Source organism: Streptococcus mitis, from assembly GCF_002096855.1.
Taxonomy (GTDB): Bacteria; Bacillota; Bacilli; order Lactobacillales; family Streptococcaceae; genus Streptococcus; species Streptococcus mitis_Y.
This window is the reverse complement of record NZ_NCVH01000003.1, coordinates 1-17,900: the sequence shown is the minus strand read 5'-3', so window position 1 is coordinate 17,900 and position 17,900 is coordinate 1. Positions and strand designations below refer to the sequence as shown.

At 38.6% G+C, this 17,900-nt stretch carries 17 protein-coding genes; 10 read left to right on the top strand and 7 right to left on the bottom strand.

Translation table 11 applies throughout. The features are described from left to right. Positions 1–187 precede the first annotated feature (187 nt). Entirely contained in the window at positions 188–817 is a 630-nt protein-coding gene (locus B7698_RS00210; RefSeq protein WP_084864295.1) for an MBL fold metallo-hydrolase, read from the bottom strand. 363 nt (positions 818–1,180) lie between these two features. After that, positions 1,181–1,870, bottom strand: coding sequence for a hypothetical protein (locus B7698_RS00205; protein WP_084864294.1), 690 nt, complete (start codon positions 1,868–1,870; stop codon positions 1,181–1,183). A 997-nt stretch (positions 1,871–2,867) separates the two neighbouring features. Between B7698_RS00205 and B7698_RS00200 the strand changes: the two genes are divergently transcribed. Both B7698_RS00200 and dtd read left to right on the top strand, forming a co-directional pair. Further along, a complete protein-coding gene (locus B7698_RS00200; protein WP_084864293.1) occupies positions 2,868–5,090 on the top strand; it encodes a RelA/SpoT family protein in 2,223 nt (740 codons plus the stop codon). A gap of 30 nt (positions 5,091–5,120) precedes the next feature. Further along, the gene (gene dtd / locus B7698_RS00195; protein WP_084864292.1) at positions 5,121–5,564 is read left to right on the top strand and encodes a D-aminoacyl-tRNA deacylase; all 444 of its coding nucleotides are present in this window, start codon (positions 5,121–5,123) and stop codon (positions 5,562–5,564) included. A gap of 38 nt (positions 5,565–5,602) precedes the next feature. Here dtd and B7698_RS00190 read toward each other — a convergent pair whose 3' ends face one another. From B7698_RS00190 to B7698_RS00170, 4 genes are all read right to left on the bottom strand, one after another. After that, the gene (locus B7698_RS00190) at positions 5,603–6,016 is read right to left on the bottom strand and encodes a hypothetical protein (protein WP_078238187.1); all 414 of its coding nucleotides are present in this window, start codon (positions 6,014–6,016) and stop codon (positions 5,603–5,605) included. An 18-nt stretch (positions 6,017–6,034) separates the two neighbouring features. Continuing rightward, on the bottom strand, positions 6,035–6,448 hold the full coding sequence (locus B7698_RS00185; protein WP_049516475.1) for a hypothetical protein: 414 nt from the start codon (positions 6,446–6,448) through the stop codon (positions 6,035–6,037). 129 nt (positions 6,449–6,577) lie between these two features. After that, a complete protein-coding gene (locus B7698_RS00180; RefSeq protein ID WP_186821154.1) occupies positions 6,578–7,285 on the bottom strand; it encodes a nicotinamide mononucleotide transporter in 708 nt (235 codons plus the stop codon). Positions 7,286–7,404: 119 nt separating this feature from the next. Next, a complete protein-coding gene (locus B7698_RS00170; protein ID WP_000188514.1) occupies positions 7,405–8,055 on the bottom strand; it encodes a metal-dependent transcriptional regulator in 651 nt (216 codons plus the stop codon). A 111-nt stretch (positions 8,056–8,166) separates the two neighbouring features. On the opposite strand from B7698_RS00170, the gene B7698_RS00165 reads away from it, so the two are divergent. From B7698_RS00165 to B7698_RS00155, 3 genes are all read left to right on the top strand, one after another. Then, on the top strand, positions 8,167–9,009 hold the full coding sequence (locus B7698_RS00165) for a metallophosphoesterase family protein (RefSeq protein ID WP_192855074.1): 843 nt from the start codon (positions 8,167–8,169) through the stop codon (positions 9,007–9,009). A 75-nt stretch (positions 9,010–9,084) separates the two neighbouring features. Next, positions 9,085–9,522 (top strand): Rrf2 family transcriptional regulator, encoded by a 438-nt coding sequence (locus B7698_RS00160; RefSeq protein ID WP_001166788.1) that lies wholly within the window; start codon positions 9,085–9,087, stop codon positions 9,520–9,522. Positions 9,523–9,590: 68 nt separating this feature from the next. After that, positions 9,591–10,610, top strand: coding sequence for a YdcF family protein (locus B7698_RS00155; protein ID WP_000281605.1), 1,020 nt, complete (start codon positions 9,591–9,593; stop codon positions 10,608–10,610). An 87-nt stretch (positions 10,611–10,697) separates the two neighbouring features. Here B7698_RS00155 and B7698_RS00150 read toward each other — a convergent pair whose 3' ends face one another. Continuing rightward, the gene (locus B7698_RS00150; RefSeq protein ID WP_084864290.1) at positions 10,698–11,771 is read right to left on the bottom strand and encodes a DUF2974 domain-containing protein; all 1,074 of its coding nucleotides are present in this window, start codon (positions 11,769–11,771) and stop codon (positions 10,698–10,700) included. Positions 11,772–11,926: 155 nt separating this feature from the next. Here B7698_RS00150 and B7698_RS00145 point away from each other — a divergent pair, with 155 nt between their 5' ends. The 5 genes from B7698_RS00145 to B7698_RS00120 all read left to right on the top strand — a co-directional run bounded on the left by B7698_RS00145 (position 11,927) and on the right by B7698_RS00120 (position 17,597). Next, positions 11,927–12,604 carry a response regulator transcription factor gene (locus tag B7698_RS00145; protein WP_000548993.1) on the top strand — a complete coding sequence of 226 codons (678 nt, stop codon included), beginning with the start codon at positions 11,927–11,929 and terminating at the stop codon, positions 12,602–12,604. Next, a complete protein-coding gene (locus tag B7698_RS00140; RefSeq protein ID WP_084864289.1) occupies positions 12,597–13,571 on the top strand; it encodes a sensor histidine kinase in 975 nt (324 codons plus the stop codon). The genes B7698_RS00145 and B7698_RS00140 overlap by 8 nt, the downstream gene beginning before the upstream one ends. Before the next feature lie 798 nt (positions 13,572–14,369). Continuing rightward, positions 14,370–15,881 (top strand): ATP-binding cassette domain-containing protein, encoded by a 1,512-nt coding sequence (locus B7698_RS00135; RefSeq protein ID WP_084864288.1) that lies wholly within the window; start codon positions 14,370–14,372, stop codon positions 15,879–15,881. A 346-nt stretch (positions 15,882–16,227) separates the two neighbouring features. Then, positions 16,228–16,551 carry a potassium channel family protein gene (locus tag B7698_RS00125; RefSeq protein WP_000825751.1) on the top strand — a complete coding sequence of 108 codons (324 nt, stop codon included), beginning with the start codon at positions 16,228–16,230 and terminating at the stop codon, positions 16,549–16,551. Then, positions 16,548–17,597 (top strand): DUF389 domain-containing protein, encoded by a 1,050-nt coding sequence (locus B7698_RS00120; protein ID WP_000126416.1) that lies wholly within the window; start codon positions 16,548–16,550, stop codon positions 17,595–17,597. Before B7698_RS00125 ends, B7698_RS00120 begins: the two co-directional genes overlap by 4 nt. The last annotated feature ends 303 nt before the right edge of the window (positions 17,598–17,900 follow it).

The window sequence follows — 17,900 nt, the reverse complement described above, 5'->3', positions numbered from 1 at the left end:
ATTTTTATCGCTCTCAATATCAAAAAAGAAAGGACTAAATCTGTCCTTTCTCGAGCTTAGCTTTTCTTCAACCCACTACAGTTGACAAAGAGCCGAAAAAGGCATCCAATCAGGTCTGAAAACTTGATTGGATGCCTTTTATAATGGAAAGACTTGCTGGATAGTTTACTTAATTGTCATCATATTACTAGAAAAAAGGATTGAAGGTCTTTTCGTGAGCGATGGTCGTAGCTGGACCATGTCCTGGATAGACATCGTAGTTTGGTAGGGTAAAGAGTTGAGTTTTGATACTATGGAGGAGTTGTTCCATGCTACCAGTTGGAAGATCCGTCCGTCCGATTGTTTCAAGGAACAGAGCATCACCTGTCAAGACCAAATGAGCTTGCGGAAAGACGATAGAAACACCACCGATAGAATGTCCTGGTGTTGGCAAGACAGTGAAACGAAATTCCTCTAGTTGGTATTCTTCGTGAAAGATAAAAGTGTGTTCTGCAGGTTTTGCGACCACATCTGCCATATCATCGTGGCGGGGAAGCCCAGAGAGATTATCGATAGGAGTGTAGAGCCAGCTAGCTTCGCTCTCTGCGATATAGACCGGAGGATTGCCAAAAGTCTCGCGAACCAAGTCCAGACTCATGATATGGTCATAATGGGCGTGGGTCAAGAGAATAGCGCAGATAGGTTTGTTGATCTTCTCGATTGTCTGACGAATAGCTTCCCAATGACTACCAGGATCTACCACGATGAGGTGCTTTTCACCTTCCAGGTAATAGGTGTTTTCATAGGCAACAGGATTGACGGTTTTATGGATTTTCATACTAGCTCCAATCTCAAAGAATGTACTAAGATAAGTATAGCACAGTTAGGGAGAATAGGTAAGAAATGAGCTTCCAACATAAGAATTGTTAACATTTTGAAAAAATGAGTGTGAAAGTTGAAGAAATTTAATAGTCTTTATATTATAGTCCTTGAAGAAGGCAAAAATAAATTCGGCAGAACTTGTAAAAGTGCGAAAGTGCAGTTGAGGAATAACACAAGATAGGTCTGAATTATGAATAGTTTCCTTTATAGACTTCCTGTAAAGCAGCTTATGTACGATAGTTTTTGTATTTTAAAGTAAATAATTTAGAATGATATTTTGGAGCTATTGATTATTGGCTTACAGGCTGCCTAACATGTATTAATTTCTATGATATAGAGGACTTCTACCAATTTTTATAGAACACTCTCCTGCTGGACCGGATTGATTACAGTAACTGTGCCCCCAACAAACTGTACTAGATAATAAGGCAAGATCACAGTCACTTCCCGCAAAATTAATCCATGCTCTAGGGTTAGATTTTGGATAATGAATATCATCTGTCGCAGGACCATTGAATCTGTTACAATGAACCCAATCACCAGTATAATATTTATCCCCGTAACCCTTTTTAAAAACAACTTTAAAATGTTCAGAATCCATTTTATCAAATAACTCTCCCATATTAACATCAAAAATAGCTACTTTTTCTCCATTAATTTCTTGTATTTCAGCGACTCTTAAGGAATGATGATCTGTAGATATCTTATCTCCAACGCTAGCATTTCTAAATTGAACGAGCCCGCTTTCGTTTAAATCATATTTCGTATGATGAGAATAGACTTCTCCATTTGTTAAGGTCACTTCTCTATATGCCCCTGTATCAGTTATAATCCAACCTGATAATTTATACTCTAATTGAATTTTTAAGGGTAAATTTTTTATAGGGAAGTTAATAATCTGTCGTGCCTTGATTTTCACAAAGCTAGATTCTTGTGCCTTAGTTATATTAACAGACAATATAGTGAATGCTGATAGCAAAAATGCTAATAATATTTTGAATTTTTTCATTATATACTCCTTTAAAAATTTTCTGTAAACGAAAATAGAAAGTATAGAATGGAGAGAATAGCAAGAATTGTTAATAGAATAGAAAAATAAAGAGCAATTTTTTTTCTACTAAATACATAAAAGTACAGCATGGATTGACTAGTAATAAGAAATAAAAGAAAATAAGACATAATATTATACCGTTAAACTATTCATTAGACTAGGTTTATTTCCCTCCTAAAATATAACTAATTCTTGTGTTAGTTCGCTAAGAATTAGTTATAGTATATTTTAAACTATTACCAAATATATTTTTGCTTTCTTCAAGGAATAATGAATAAAGCACAATGGTTTCTATTTTGAATTTTAAGATTTAAAATAGAAACGTTAGGAACAAATTGCTATATACATACTAGGAAAAATAAATTTTCTTAACTTCTAAAGGAACTGATTTTGTCATTAAAATGATGTAAAATATAAACTTAAGGTCATCGCAAATCAAAAAATTAAAGAGAGCATTAAAAAATAAGTTACAAGAAGTATTTCAGGAATTAGATTGATATATCTTAAAAAACGATTATTTGCAGATAACTACTTAGTTTTTGATTCAGCTTTAGTATCAATTATATTTACAAATCACTCCTTTCTATCATTCAAGGAATAACATTGAATGAAAAATGTTGATGTAGATGGGGGAGATTACCTTACGAATCACGGTGGGGTAAATAATAACCTTATTTGTGAAAGAGAAGTACAGGAACTTTTCAAATTTATTTAAGGAATGCTCCCTAAGTATCTAATAATGGTAGATTCAAAAAATTATAATATTGCTTGTTAGCATCATGGGAAGCTAGTGTTGTCTTTAGCAATCATTATATTACAAAATTATTATATGTTACTTTTATAAAAAATGCAAGCGTTTACTAGTATATTATTTTGGGTTTAGATAAAAATATTTCTTCTAGTTTTCATATTCTTAAAAAAGTGATAAAATGGTAGGAAGAATTGGAGAGTAGAGATGCCGAAAGAAGTGAATTTAACAGGCGAAGAAGTTGTCGCTTTAACCAAAGAATATTTAACGGAAGAGGATGTTGCTTTTGTACATAAAGCCTTGGTTTACGCCGTTGAATGCCATAGTGGTCAATATCGTAAATCAGGTGAACCTTATATTATTCACCCTATCCAAGTGGCAGGTATTTTAGCTAAGCTCAAGCTGGATGCCGTAACGGTAGCTTGTGGTTTCTTGCATGATGTGGTGGAAGATACAGATGCGACCTTGGATGATTTGGAGAGAGAGTTTGGCCCTGATGTGCGGGTAATCGTTGATGGGGTTACCAAGCTTGGTAAGGTCGAGTACAAATCAATCGAGGAACAATTAGCGGAAAATCATCGCAAGATGCTCATGGCCATGTCTGAGGACATCCGTGTTATCTTGGTCAAACTGTCTGACCGCTTGCACAATATGCGGACCCTGAAACACCTTCGAAAAGACAAGCAGGAGCGTATTTCTAAAGAAACCATGGAAATATATGCCCCACTTGCCCACCGTTTGGGGATTTCCAGTGTCAAATGGGAATTAGAAGACCTATCTTTCCGTTATCTCAACCCAACGGAGTTTTACAAGATTACCCATATGATGAAGGAAAAACGCAGAGAGCGTGAAGCCTTGGTGGATGAGGTAGTCACAAAATTAGAGGAATATACGACAGATCGTCATCTAAATGGGAAGATTTACGGTCGTCCCAAGCATATTTACTCGATTTTCCGCAAAATGCAGGATAAGAGAAAACGTTTTGAGGAAATCTATGACCTGATTGCCATTCGTTGTATTTTGGATACCCAAAGTGATGTTTATGCCATGCTTGGTTATGTGCATGAACTTTGGAAACCAATGCCAGGTCGTTTCAAAGACTATATCGCTAACCGCAAGGCTAATGGTTATCAGTCTATCCATACGACTGTATATGGACCAAAAGGACCGATTGAATTCCAGATTCGGACCAAGGAAATGCACGAGGTGGCAGAGTACGGGGTTGCGGCTCACTGGGCTTATAAGAAAGGTATTAAGGGGCAGGTCAACAGCAAGGAATCAGCCATTGGAATGAACTGGATCAAGGAGATGATGGAGCTCCAAGACCAGGCCGATGATGCCAAGGAATTTGTCGATTCAGTTAAGGAAAACTATCTGGCTGAGGAGATTTACGTCTTTACCCCAGATGGAGCTGTCCGCTCTCTTCCAAAAGATTCAGGACCTATTGATTTTGCCTATGAAATCCATACAAAAGTCGGGGAAAAAGCGACTGGTGCCAAGGTCAATGGTCGCATGGTTCCACTGACAACCAAGCTAAAGACAGGGGATCAGGTTGAAATTGTCACCAACCCTAACTCCTTTGGACCGAGCCGTGATTGGCTCAATATGGTCAAGACCAGCAAGGCTCGTAACAAGATTCGTCAATTCTTTAAAAATCAAGATAAGGAATTGTCTGTCAACAAGGGTCGTGAAATGCTGATGGCTCAGTTCCAAGAAAATGGCTATGTGGCCAATAAATTCATGGACAAGCGTCACATGGACCAAGTTCTTCAAAAGACCAGCTACAAGACAGAAGAATCCCTCTTTGCGGCCATTGGTTTTGGAGAAATTGGAGCTATTACTGTCTTTAACCGTCTGACTGAAAAGGAACGCCGTGAAGCAGAACGTGCCAAGGCCAAGGCTGAGGCAGAAGAACTTGTCAAAGGTGGCGAGGTCAAGGTTGAGAACAAAGAAACCCTTAAGGTTAAGCATGAGGGTGGAGTGGTGATTGAAGGTGCCTCAGGTCTCCTAGTGCGGATTGCTAAGTGTTGTAACCCCGTACCTGGTGATGATATTGTCGGCTACATTACCAAGGGTCGTGGTGTGGCTATTCACCGTGTGGACTGTATGAACCTGCGCGCCCAAGAAAACTACGAGCAACGTCTCCTTGATGTGGAGTGGGAAGACCAGTATTCAAACTCAAATAAGGAGTATATGGCCCATGTCGATATCTATGGTCTCAACCGTACAGGACTGTTGAACGATGTGTTGCAAGTTCTATCAAACACAACCAAGAATATTTCAACGGTCAATGCCCAACCAACCAAGGATATGAAGTTTGCTAATATCCATGTTTCCTTTGGCATTTCAAACCTTTCAATGCTGACTACTGTAGTTGATAAGATTAAGAGTGTGCCAGAAGTCTATTCTGTCAAACGGACTAATGGTTAAGTTGGTTTGATATAACCAGAAAGGATTGCTATGAGAATTATCGTTCAGCGTGTCAAGAAAGCCCAAGTGAGTATCGAAGGTCAGGTTCAGGGAAAAATCAATCAGGGGCTCCTATTGCTGGTTGGTGTTGGCCCAGAGGACCAAGAGGAAGATTTGGACTATGCTGTGAGAAAGCTTGTCAATATGCGGATTTTTTCAGACGCAGAAGGCAAGATGAACCTGTCTGTCAAAGATATTGAGGGGGAAATTCTCTCTATTTCTCAGTTTACCCTCTTTGCGGATACTAAGAAGGGCAATCGTCCAGCTTTTACAGGGGCAGCCAAGCCTGATATGGCATCAGACTTCTATGATGCTTTCAATCAAAAATTAGCGCAAGAAGTGCCCGTTCAGACAGGTGTCTTTGGAGCGGATATGCAGGTTGAGCTGGTCAATGATGGGCCAGTTACCATTATCCTTGATACTAAAAATAGATAAGAAAGACCAAGCCCAGCTGGCTTGGTTTTTCTTATCTATTACAAAATACTCGAAAATGAAATCTGTTCCTGATAGGCCTTTGGGAAATCTTGTTTCAGGCTTTGGCTTATGCGATAGGAAGGAATGAGATGTCCTAGGATGAGGAGAGTTCCCTGAAGGCAAAGTGGGATACCCCTTAAAAACAGCAAGGAGAGAATAATCAGGCTATCCCATAGAAGGATTTGTAAGGTAAAACGCCAGAATCTTGGTCTAATCTGGGAATAGAGGTGACTAAAGTGGTCACAAAGTTGGTTAGAAAGATAGGTCAGTAGCACAGGATGAAAGAAAATGAGCCAACCGCTATAAATCAAAATCCAATCCCAAGTAAGTCCCTCTTTAAATGTCAAAAATGCCAGCATAATTCCATCAATGATAAGGAGTTGAATGGTTTTGATAGAGATGATTTTTTTCATGCTAAAACCTCCTTTTCCTTAGAGACACTCCCATAAAGAGATGTGTTTATCGTAAAAATCTGGATAGTGTTCTCTTAGGTAGTCAGCCGTCATATAATATAAAGTAGAATGACAAGCAGTGATGATTGGCATAAGAGAGTAAAAACGCTGAGAACTAATGAAGGCTAAGAGGACAAAAAATAGAAAATCAATGGAGAGAACCCCTAAATAGTAGAAGCGAATCTTTTTATTGATTTGAGGATAAATCTCAGCGAATTGATGTTTGAGTCGGACAACCAAGCGAAATAACAGGAGTCCTTGAGTAAGGAGGAAAATAAAACCAGAGAGCAAGAGCCACTCCAAAGATGTCTCGGGTCTTTTGTTAAAAAATGCGAAAAGTAGCAAATCGATGACTGCAATTGCTGTAAAATGGATTCTAAAGAGTTTTTTCATAAGATGACCTCCCTCTTTTATCTAACTTCATTCTACTCCAAAAGAATGGGAGTTACAAGTAAAATGATAAAAATAGCAGAAGGGAGATTCTCTTAAGTCGACTTGTTTTTTTATTTAAGTTTTCTTCTATTATCTTACTTCTTCATCATTCCATACAAATAAAGCTCCGATTGCATTGAGGATATAAAAGATGTATTTTCCGATATTGGCAAAATTTCCTTGAATACCAGCTTTTGTCAGCTGAACGAAATTGTAAATCAACCAAAAGCCCCACTGAGTTGTTAGTTTCAATGCGTTAAAAGCATTGGCAATGAGTGAGAGTGCAAAGGCAATGGTTGTTACATAGGCAAGGAGATTCATCTTTCCTCCATAGCCGATATAGTTGGTCACAAAGGCAAAGAGGAAGGCGATGATTGAAATGATGATAGCCGCCAATTTTAGCTGTTTTTGGCTCATTTGGTTGGGTCTGCCTTCTTGCGAAGCTTCCCATTTCTTAATAGCAAAGGTATAAATGAGGAAGGTGACGGGATAGGTAATGATGGCCGCCTTATTTCCAAGGATATAATCAATAGCACCGGACAAAATGGTATTAACAATACCAAAGTAATTTCCCCATTTGCTTAATTTCCCCGTGAAACGAGTGGATAACATGGAAATCCCAACGTTGGTTACGGAAATCAATCCAAAGGGAACAAGAGCTGTCCATGGTCCCCAGTTTACAAATTTATCGAGGCGTGAGTTGAGGTAACCAGATGCAATCGCAATCCCAACGACCAAAGCAACCCCAAAGAGGTCAAACCATTTAGATGTAGCAAAAATTTTTAGTGATTTTTTCATAGTTTAAACTATCTTTCTTTTTTTTACAAATATTCTACAATTAAATGAAAGCAAAATCAAATGATAGAAATAAAACCCTGAAAATAAAACTTTCAGGGTTGGTTGGGGGACTTGAGAAATTAGTTGATTTTCTCGACATAGAGTTGTTTTGCAATGTCCATATTCACTTGTAAATCCTCGTCTTTACTAAGGATAGTAAAGGTGTTACTGAAGCCATCAAACTGCTTGACTTGGAGCGGATCACCGATGCGAAGTGAGTGCTTATCCAGATAATGGAGAATGTCAAAACTATCGTGCACCCGAGTCAGGCGGTAGGCGCCAGCTTCCTTGATATCAGCTAGTGGCAGGTTATTGATTTCAACTAAGAGTTCTCCCTTGACAGGAATAGTTCCTCCATGAGGACAGGTCTTGGGAAATCCTAGCAATTTATCCAGTCTTTCCACGAACAGGTCAGAGACAGTATGTTCCAAGACCTCAGCTTCCTCGTGAATCTGGTCACTTGTATAGTCTAAATGATGGACTAGAAAAACTTCAATCAAGCGATGCTTACGATAGAGCTCAGAGACCAATTTGAGGCCGAGGTCAGTCAGTAGATAGCCACATTCCTTGTCCTTAAGGATGAGGTTTTCGCTCTTCATCCGTTTAATCATTTCAGTTACGGCAGGGGGAGAGACTTGCATGCGAGCTGCAATTTCCTTGTTGGTGATTTTATGCAAATCTATGCCAATTTCATAAATACATTTTAGATAGTCTTCTTTATTCGGGGTCATTCGCTTCCTCTTGTCTAATATCTATATCTAGTATATCAAAAAAAGCTAGATTTCTCTAGCTGTGACTTTTTATGTTATACTTATTGCAAGAGAAAAAACGAGGAGATGGATATGACGAAAATAGCTCTTCTTTCAGATATTCATGGTAATACCACTGCTTTAGAGGCAGTTTTAGCAGATGCGCGGCAGCTAGGAGTGGATGAATACTGGCTTTTGGGAGACATTCTCATGCCAGGGACAGGGCGTAGAAGGATTTTGGACTTGTTGGCTCAACTACCGATTACGGCTAGAGTTTTGGGAAACTGGGAAGACAGTCTTTGGCACGGTGTCCGTAAGGAATTGGATAGTACTCGTCCCAGTCAACGCTATCTCTTGCGACAGTGCCAGTATGTTTTAGAGGAAATTTCCCTAGAAGAAATCGAAATGCTCCACAATCAACCTCTCCAGCTTCATCGTCAGTTTGGGGATTTGACGGTGGGAATTAGCCACCATCTTCCTGATAAGAACTGGGGGCGAGAGTTGATTCATACTGGATCACAAGAGGACTTTGACCGCTTGGTGACCAATCCCCCTTGTGATATTGCTGTTTATGGTCATATTCACCAGCAGTTGCTTCGTTACGGGACTGGTGGGCAATTGATTGTCAATCCGGGTTCGATTGGGCAACCTTTCTTTTTGGATGCCCAGTTGCGGAAGGACTTGCGGGCCCAGTATATGATTTTAGAGTTTGATGACAAGGGTTTGGTAGATATGGACTTCCGACGGGTAGACTACGATGTGGCAGCTGAATTGCAGCTGGCTAAAGACCTCAAACTTCCCTATTTTGAGGTTTACTATGAAAGTCTGGTCAATGGTATCCACCATACTCATCATCAGGAATTTCTGAGAGAATTAGCCCAGAAAGAGGGCTATGATAGGGAATTAGATGCTTGGTTGAAAAGTGGTAACGATTGACATTACAACTAAAAAGGGTATAATAATAGAAAAAGAAGAGTAGAGGCAGGGTAGCCTCGTAAAAAGGAGAAGAGGATGCAAATTCCAAGTAGATTTACCATTGCGACTCATATGCTGATAATTATTGCCCTCGAGGGGAAGGAAAGCAAGGTGACCAGTGATTTTCTGGCTGCTAGTGTCGGGGTCAATCCAGTCATTATCAGAAAGACCTTGTCCCAGTTGAAGAAGGCAGAGCTGATTTCAGTCGCGCGCGGAACGGGCGGAACAGAGATTGTTAAGGATCTCAAAGACATTAGTCTTTTAGATGTTTATCAAGCGGTCGAATGTCTTGGTAAGACAGGCCAACTCTTCAGTTTTCATGACAATCCAAATCCAAATTGCCCAGTTGGAGCTCATATTCATGATGTTTTGGATCAAAAATTGGAGAGAATCCAGCTGGCTATGGAGGCTGAGCTTGGTCAGACCAGTCTAGAACAGGTCGTAGCCGATGCAGAGAGTCAAATGAAGGAGTGAGAGGGGTAGATGCCCTCTTTTTCTCTATGTAAAATTGTGATAAAATAGAATCATTAAAGGAGGAAGAAATGTATCTTGTTATAGGAATTGTATTAGCCTTTATAGTGTCATTTTGGAAAGATAATAGAAGTTTGTGGAATCCAGTATTATTCTTATTATCCCTCATTTCCAGTTATTTTTATCTAGGCTACCTTTTTTATCAAAATGGGTATGAGAAGATTCATTTCGCTTTTTTTATATTTCCCTTTATTTTACTTCCGATACTGCTTTTTCTAAGTGGCATCTTTTTAATCTATAATGGCCTTATCTTGCTGAAGCGAGAGGGACGTTCAAAGGCTAATTATCTCTCAATGCTCCTTGGAATAGTCATTTTGTTATTTTTTGCCTTGATGTCATTTCGATTGGGTGATAGAAATGAATTATTTTACACCAATCACTTTCTAAACATTTTATTTGCATTTATTGCTTATTCTTACTTTATTTTTGGTTTTGCTTTTGTGGGTTTTATGTTGTACTCTATCTTGTATCTCTTTATTCCTAAGAAGAAGCATTATGATTTTATCATCATTCATGGTGCAGGTTTGTTAGACGGAGAAAAGGTAACACCTTTGCTAAAGAGGAGAATTGATAAGGCAGTAGAAGCTTACCACAATTCTAAGAATCCTCATATCAAAATCATTGCTAGTGGTGGTCAAGGAGGAGATGAGAAGATTTCTGAAGCGCAGGCTATTACAAACTATCTGCTTGAAGAGACCGATGTTCCCCAAGATGGGATTATCCTGGAGGACCAATCAAGGACTACCTACGAGAACCTTCTCTTTTCTAAGGAACTTGGTGAGAAGCTGGTAGCCAAACCTCAATTCCTCTTTGTAACAAATGATTATCATGTCTTTAGAACAAGTACCTATGCTCGTAAGTTAAAAATGAAGGGAGATGGCCTCGGATGTAGGACGGCAGGCTACTACATACCATCTGCTTTTATTCGGGAGTACGTAGCTCTCTGTGTCAAAATGAAATGGCTTTTCCTTGCCTTTTATGTCCTGCTATTAGCCCTCATTTTGATAGCCTACAAAGGAATTATTTGGTAGTCAGATTCTATTTAAAAAGACTTAGAATGCACATGAAAGTATGTATTCTAGGTCTTTTGTTTTGTATACATTTGATTTTCAAGAGTACTATCTATTTTTCCATGCTTGGTAACGGGTATCAATCAATAACTGGGTAAGGCGTCCCATGTTTTCCCTTTCTGCTGGAGTGAGAGATTGAGCTTGGACAAAGAGATGATGAATGTGTTCAAGCGCCTTTAAGGAAGACAGGTCATTGATGGAGCTAATCCCAGCATCTAGAATGGTGCCAAAGAAGAGGTCGAAGTAGAGCTGGAGTTCTTCGTCAGGGACTGTCGCCACCCACTCCTTGAAGGTTCTGTCTACTTGTTGGCTATCACTGTTGGTCTTATCCAGTTGGACGAAGTGTTTGTCCTCAATTTGCCAGCTAAAGGTATCGTGCTGGGCGATGCCACCCAAGGCAGTGCTATGAACGATGATTTGGTGGGCAGGAATTTCCAGCATCCTACCGATGATGGAACCTTGTGGGATGAAGACCTTGGTTCTATCCATTATCCTTTGATAACCCTCGGTCTGTGTCAATTCTGTGTGGAGACCAGGCGCATCAAATGTATAAACTGCTGTGATCTGATCTTGCAAGCTTTGCTCAATTTGACTAGCCGCATAGATGGCTAGATTTCCTCCCTTGGAATGCCCAGCTAGAATGACTTTTTTCCTAGGGTGGTGGACAAAAAAGTTCTCTAAATAGCATAGGGCGTGCTTTTGAGCAGGAATTTCCTTCATATAGGTCAGGTGGAAATCCTCCTTCCAGCCAATGATACTGTCATCTGTCCCACGAAAGATAATCAGATAGGTATCGAGAGTGAGGCGGTAGGTCATAGCCGCAAACTGCTTCTGCAGTTCAGGGTCGATGTCATTGATAAAATGGGAGAGTTTGCAATTTTTGAAGCGTTTGTGTTGAGCTAGTTCATCTAATAGCTGGAGGCGACTTTTACTAGTCAACATGTTAGGCTCCCTTGGAACCTGAGGAGTTAGGTCTAAAAGTCGCTTAGGACTTGTGGAGACCAGATTATCAAAGGAGAGATAGGTGATTTCTGTTAAGGCTAGAATGTCTAACTCATTCAAAGGAAGGTCGTAAAAGGAATCGTGTGCGACATCTTTCAGATAATCAAAAATATTGGCCATAAGAGATCCTTTCTTTTTATTTATCTTATCAAATTTCCCTCAAATTAGCTAGTAGGATTGCCTCATTTTGTTGGCTAAATACAAGCTATTTCAAATTCAGTTTCAGACCTTCGAGCATGGAAAAATCTGTTATAATAATAGAAAAGGAGGAGCGCATGCACAAGATTTTATTAGTAGAAGATGATCAGGTCATTCGTCAACAGGTCGGGAAAATGCTCTCTGAATGGGGATTTGAAGTGGTGCTGGTAGAAGACTTTATGGAAGTTTTGAGTCTATTTGTTCAGTCGGAGCCTCATCTGGTCCTCATGGATATTGGTTTGCCCTTGTTTAATGGTTATCACTGGTGTCAGGAAATCCGCAAGATTTCCAAGGTGCCTATCATGTTTCTGTCTTCGAGAGACCAGGCTATGGATATTGTCATGGCAATCAATATGGGGGCGGATGACTTTGTGACCAAGCCTTTTGACCAGCAGGTTCTTTTAGCCAAGGTTCAGGGCTTGTTACGCCGTTCCTATGAGTTCGGCCGTGACGAGAGTTTACTGGAATATGCTGGTGTTATCCTCAATACCAAATCCATGGATGTACATTATCAAGGGCAAGTCTTAAATTTGACTAAGAACGAATTTCAGATTTTACGCGTTTTGTTTGAGCATGCGGGTAATATCGTAGCGCGTGATGACCTCATGCGAGAACTTTGGAATAGTGACTTTTTCATTGATGATAATACCCTCTCAGTTAATGTGGCTCGTTTGCGTAAAAAATTGGAAGAGCAGGGCTTGGTAGGATTTATCGAGACCAAGAAAGGGATAGGGTACGGACTGAAGCATGCTTGATTGGAAACAATTTTTTCTAGCCTATCTACGTTCCCGTAGTCGTCTGTTTGTTTATCTGCTTTCTTTGACGTTTCTGCTCTTACTCTTTCAGTTTTTATTTGCCAGTTTGGGAATTTACTTTCTCTATTTTTTCCTCTTGTGTTGCTTTGTAACCATCTTATTTTTCACTTGGGACATATTGGTGGAGATGCAGGTCTATCGCCAGGAAATTCTATATGGGGAGAGGGAAGCCAAATCTCCTTTGGAAAGAGCCTTGGCTGAAAAATTAGAAGCGCGTGAGATGGAACTTTATCAGCAGAGATCAGATTCAGAAAGAAAACTGACGGATTTGCTGGATTACTATACCTTGTGGGTCCATCAGATAAAGACCCCCATTGCAGCTAGTCAACTCTTGGTTGCAGAAGTAGCCGACCGCCAACTGAAGCAGCAGTTGGAACAGGAAATTTTCAAAATTGATTCCTATACCAATCTAGTCTTACAGTACCTGCGTTTAGAAAGTTTCCATGATGATTTGGTCTTAAAGCAGGTTCAAATTGAGGATTTGGTCAAGGAAATAATTCGTAAATATGCTCTTTTCTTTATTCAAAAAGGCCTAAATGTCAATCTACATGACCTTGATAAAGAAATCGTGACGGATAAAAAGTGGCTGCTAGTTGTCATTGAACAAATCATCTCAAATAGTCTCAAGTACACCAAGGAAGGTGGTCTGGAGATTTATATGGAAGGCCAGGAACTCTGTATCAAGGATACAGGAATCGGGATAAAAAACAGTGATGTTCTCCGAGTCTTTGAACGTGGTTTCTCAGGCTATAATGGTCGTCTGACCCAGCAGTCATCTGGACTTGGACTTTACCTATCTAAGAAAATTTCTGAAGAACTGGGGCACCAGATTCGTATCGAGTCTGAGGTCGGAAAAGGAACGATAGTGCGGATTCAGTTTGCTCAAGTGAACTTAGTCCTTGAGTGAGAAGAGACAATGAGTTTTTACCCAATCTCTTTTTGCTATATTTCAGGATATTTGAAGACTGTTTTTTACAAAACCAATAATAGAATTTTTAATACGGAATATAGTATAAATACTGGTTCAAAGTGAAGTTTTGTGTGCTTTATACTTTTGTTGAGCATAAAATCTATAAACTAAGGGTGAATTACAAAAATTAATTTGAGATGAAGTGAATTGTAGACTTGGGAAATGTCTCCTATTCGATTTCAGAATGAATCGTTGATACAGGATTAAAAGAACTGTAGCTTTCTTTTTATTTTGAATGAGATAGGTGTATATAGATTTGTGTAACTGGTGTAGAACTGTTTCCAAGAATTTATTGAATGTATCGAATACACACATTCTATTGATTTTGAACCAGTTTTTAATTTCTAAATGTTATAATAGTTTTATCAAGTAAAAGGAGACTGCCATGATTGGAGACAATATAAAATTCTTACGAAAATCACATAATCTGATATAACCAGAATTTTCACGGATTGTGGGTGTGTCACGAAATAGCCTAAATCGTTAGAAAAACTGAAAAAGCTTACTTTCAATAGAAGTATTGGAAATATTCATTTTACATCTATCAAAGAAACATGGGATAGACCTATATTTTACAAAATAGCAAATTATATTTTGAATGATAGTAAAAACAGCAGTACTTGTGTGATTTACAATTATTGCACTCAATGTCCGAGTATCGCACTATCTGAAATAGGGAATAGTAGAGATTGTTCTGCGATATGTAAAAAAACGCATTAGCAAGGAGTATCGTATATGCTACCATATCTTAAAACTATTAGATGGTATCTCTTCTTTAATTTTCTTTTTGGTGTAGTATCGAATATCTGCACAGCTTTGTTACCGTATTTCACGCAGGCATTAATCAAAGGGGATTATCAAGTAGCTCTATATGGTTACTCTATGTCAGTGGCAGGCTATTTGAGTTGTAACTATATCCAAATGATACTTGATTGGAAGCAGGGGATTATCTTTTCGACTACTTTGAAAAATGAGTGGTTTCGTTCACTTCTGGGACTCAGTCACCACGATTTCAAGCAGAAAACAGTAGCAGAGTATATTTCCTATCAATCTAATGACCTAGATTCGTTGGAAAAGGATTACCTTCCTCCATTGATGAGTTTTATCAAACAAATTTTACGTATCATCATTTACGCTTTCATTATTAGCAGAACAATTAATCCTATTGTATCACTGATTTTAATCTTTTCCACTGGAATTAGTATTCAAATTCCTAAAATCGTTGGGAAGTTGACCGCTAATCGTAGACAGGTTTACTTGAAAAAACAAGGAGATTACTATCGAACTTTGGAGGATTTGCTCATGGGACATCATTTGGTAAATAAACTAACTATGTCGCATTTTTTGAATCAACAAAAGAGTTCTCTAAAGAATTTGCAGGATAAGTATTTTAAGTATGGTTTGACAAAAATTACAGGCATCTTATTGACAGGTGTTTCTTTTGAATTCATTAGTCTTGTTCTGTTTATTTATTTAGCCTACTCTCTATCTCACCAGCAACTCGGTATTCCTGAGGTGGTGGCGAGTTTCGGATATATTAATGCTTTTTCTGAACCAATACAGGAAATCCTTTATGATTTACAAATGTTAGAGTCCGTAAAGCCTGTAATCAAGAGTTTTCAAAACATTGTTGGGAGACCTGTTTCAGTTCAAGCACCTCAACATTCTTTTGATACGATTACTTTGAAAAACATTTCCAAACAACTGGGAGAATCAAAATTGATAATTACTTCCGCTACGATTCAAAAAGGGGATAAAATTGCGCTTATTGGTAAGAATGGGTCTGGAAAAAGTAGTCTTCTCAACATTTTAAATGGAACAGATGAAGATTTTGAAGGACAAATTGTGCTAGATGGGCTTGTTTCGGACCATCTTTGGGGAAGATTCGGTATGATTCTGCAACAAGAACATACATTTATTTCGAGTTATGAAAATAATGTAACGCTATTCAATAGTTTCAATGAAAAATTCAGAGAAGAAGATTTTGAAAAAATTCCACCACAATCCCTGTCAGGTGGTCAGCAACAACGAATGTATTTAAATCGTGAGAAAAATCGTAAAAATCCATTGCTTATCCTAGACGAACCTTTCTCTGCCTTGGATACTAATCAGTTTAAAATGGAATTGGAAAGAGTTCTGGAACTACCAAGTGCCGTCATTGTTACTTTACATCGCCAAAACGAATTATTAAGTAAGTTTGACCAAGTTTGGGAAATTAAGAATGGAGAACTTGTAATTTTGAAATAGCTAAATTATAGAGAATAAAACGCATAGTATCAAGGTTCAGGAGATACCGTTTTTCCTTCTTCGGATAAGGAAACAAAAATTTCTTGCTTCATCTATCTGTTCAATTGATAAATTTCGTCAGAGAAAGACTGTAAAATTTTTGATATAATGTTAAGAAGGGACTGATTCAAGACAGTCATATCTGGTCTTTCTTCCAGTCATTTTTCAAACAATATCAGTTGATAATCAGCTTAAATCAGATCTATCAGTTTGTCTATCTTTCTCTGATGGAGATCATGTCCTATCTTCACTTTGATTATTGGAAAAAAACGGCTCGGTCAGGAGCTAGTATGAATAAGGAGAACAAATGAAACGTTTAAAAATGTTATGGCATATTATGCAGGTTACGGGTTTTACTCGGTTTGCTCTGAGTTTTGTGACCTTTGTTTTTGGGTCAGGAGGCGTGCTTTTCCTAGTTGAACCTGCTATCACAAATTACGGAGACGGTCTTTGGTATGCTTTTGTGACTTCGACGACTGTCGGCTACGGGGATCTCCTAGCTGTGACCTTGATTGGAAGGATTACCAGTGTCTTCTTGACGATTTATGGGCTCATATTTTTTGGCTGTTTATCAGCTGTTATTTTTAATTATTATACCAATTTAAATAAGGAAAGAGGAGAGGACAAATGACTGCCAATTATTCAACACGGGAATACCGTGAGAAATTATACGATGACCTTCATGTTCGATTGAGAGATACAGCGATTTTGATGTGTGCAATTTTTATTGCCTCTATCGGACTAAATATGAATTCAACAGCTGTCATTATAGGAGCCATGTTGATTTCACCTCTCATGACACCGATTGTTGGACTGGGATTCGGTTTAGCTATTTTTGATACGCGTTTAATCAAGCAATCTCTAGAGGTTTTATTGACTCAAGTGTTGGTCAGTTTGCTTGTCTCGACTCTGTATTTCTGGATTTCTCCCTTGTCTTATGCAAGTAGCGAGTTGATTGCACGAACCTCTCCAACCATTTGGGATGTCCTCATTGCTATTGCTGGTGGGATTGCTGGTGTGATCGGTTCAAGGAAAAAAGAAGCAAACAATATCGTGCCAGGAGTAGCCATTGCTACAGCTCTGATGCCGCCTATCTGTACTGCTGGCTATGGTTTAGCTAATGGGAATGTACGATTTTTATTGGGGGCTCTCTATCTTTTCTTGATCAACTGTGTCTTTATCATGCTAGCCAACATTGTTGGAACAAGAATTTTGATGAGAAAATCTCCTTTAACTTCATTTAAAGAGCTGAGCATTAAAATGAGAATTGGCTTGATATCTTTGATTGTATTGTTGATTCTTCCAGCTAGCTATTCGGCAGTTACTCTGACAATAGAACAAGCGCGCAAAGAAGGGATCAAACAGTTTGTAGGAAAAGAGTTCGCCAATTATACGGTTATTAATCAAGTCTACAAGTCAAGTAACAATGAATTGGTCTTGACGGTTGTTGGAGATCCGATTTCAGAAGAAGAATTAGAAACACTCCACCAAAAACAAGCCTCTTACGGTATTCAATCTGTTCAATTGAAAGTGAATCAAGTTCAGAACTCGCCAACATTAGATAGTGAAGCGACCAAGGAATTTTATGAAAACATTGACAAGTATATTGATCAAAAACTCTCTGAAAAAGATTCACAAAACGATCTCGTAAAAGAAAATGAAGCAGACAAGGATTGAGGATATTGACCTTATCTAACTCAGGAAAGCAAATCTTGTGTGGTGGTTTGGTCAATCACTACTAGCTCGGATTAAATAATACTCTTCGAAAATCAAATTCAAACCACGTCAGCGTCGCCTTACCGTACTCAAGTACAGCTTGCGGCTAGCTTCCTAGTTTACTTTTTGATTTTCATTGAGTAAAAATATAAAAAGCAACAGCTGTTGAACTGCACCCCAAAAGTTAGACAGAAAAAATCTAACTTTTGGGGTGCTTTTATTATGAAATTAACTTATGATGATAAAGTTCAGATCTATGAACTT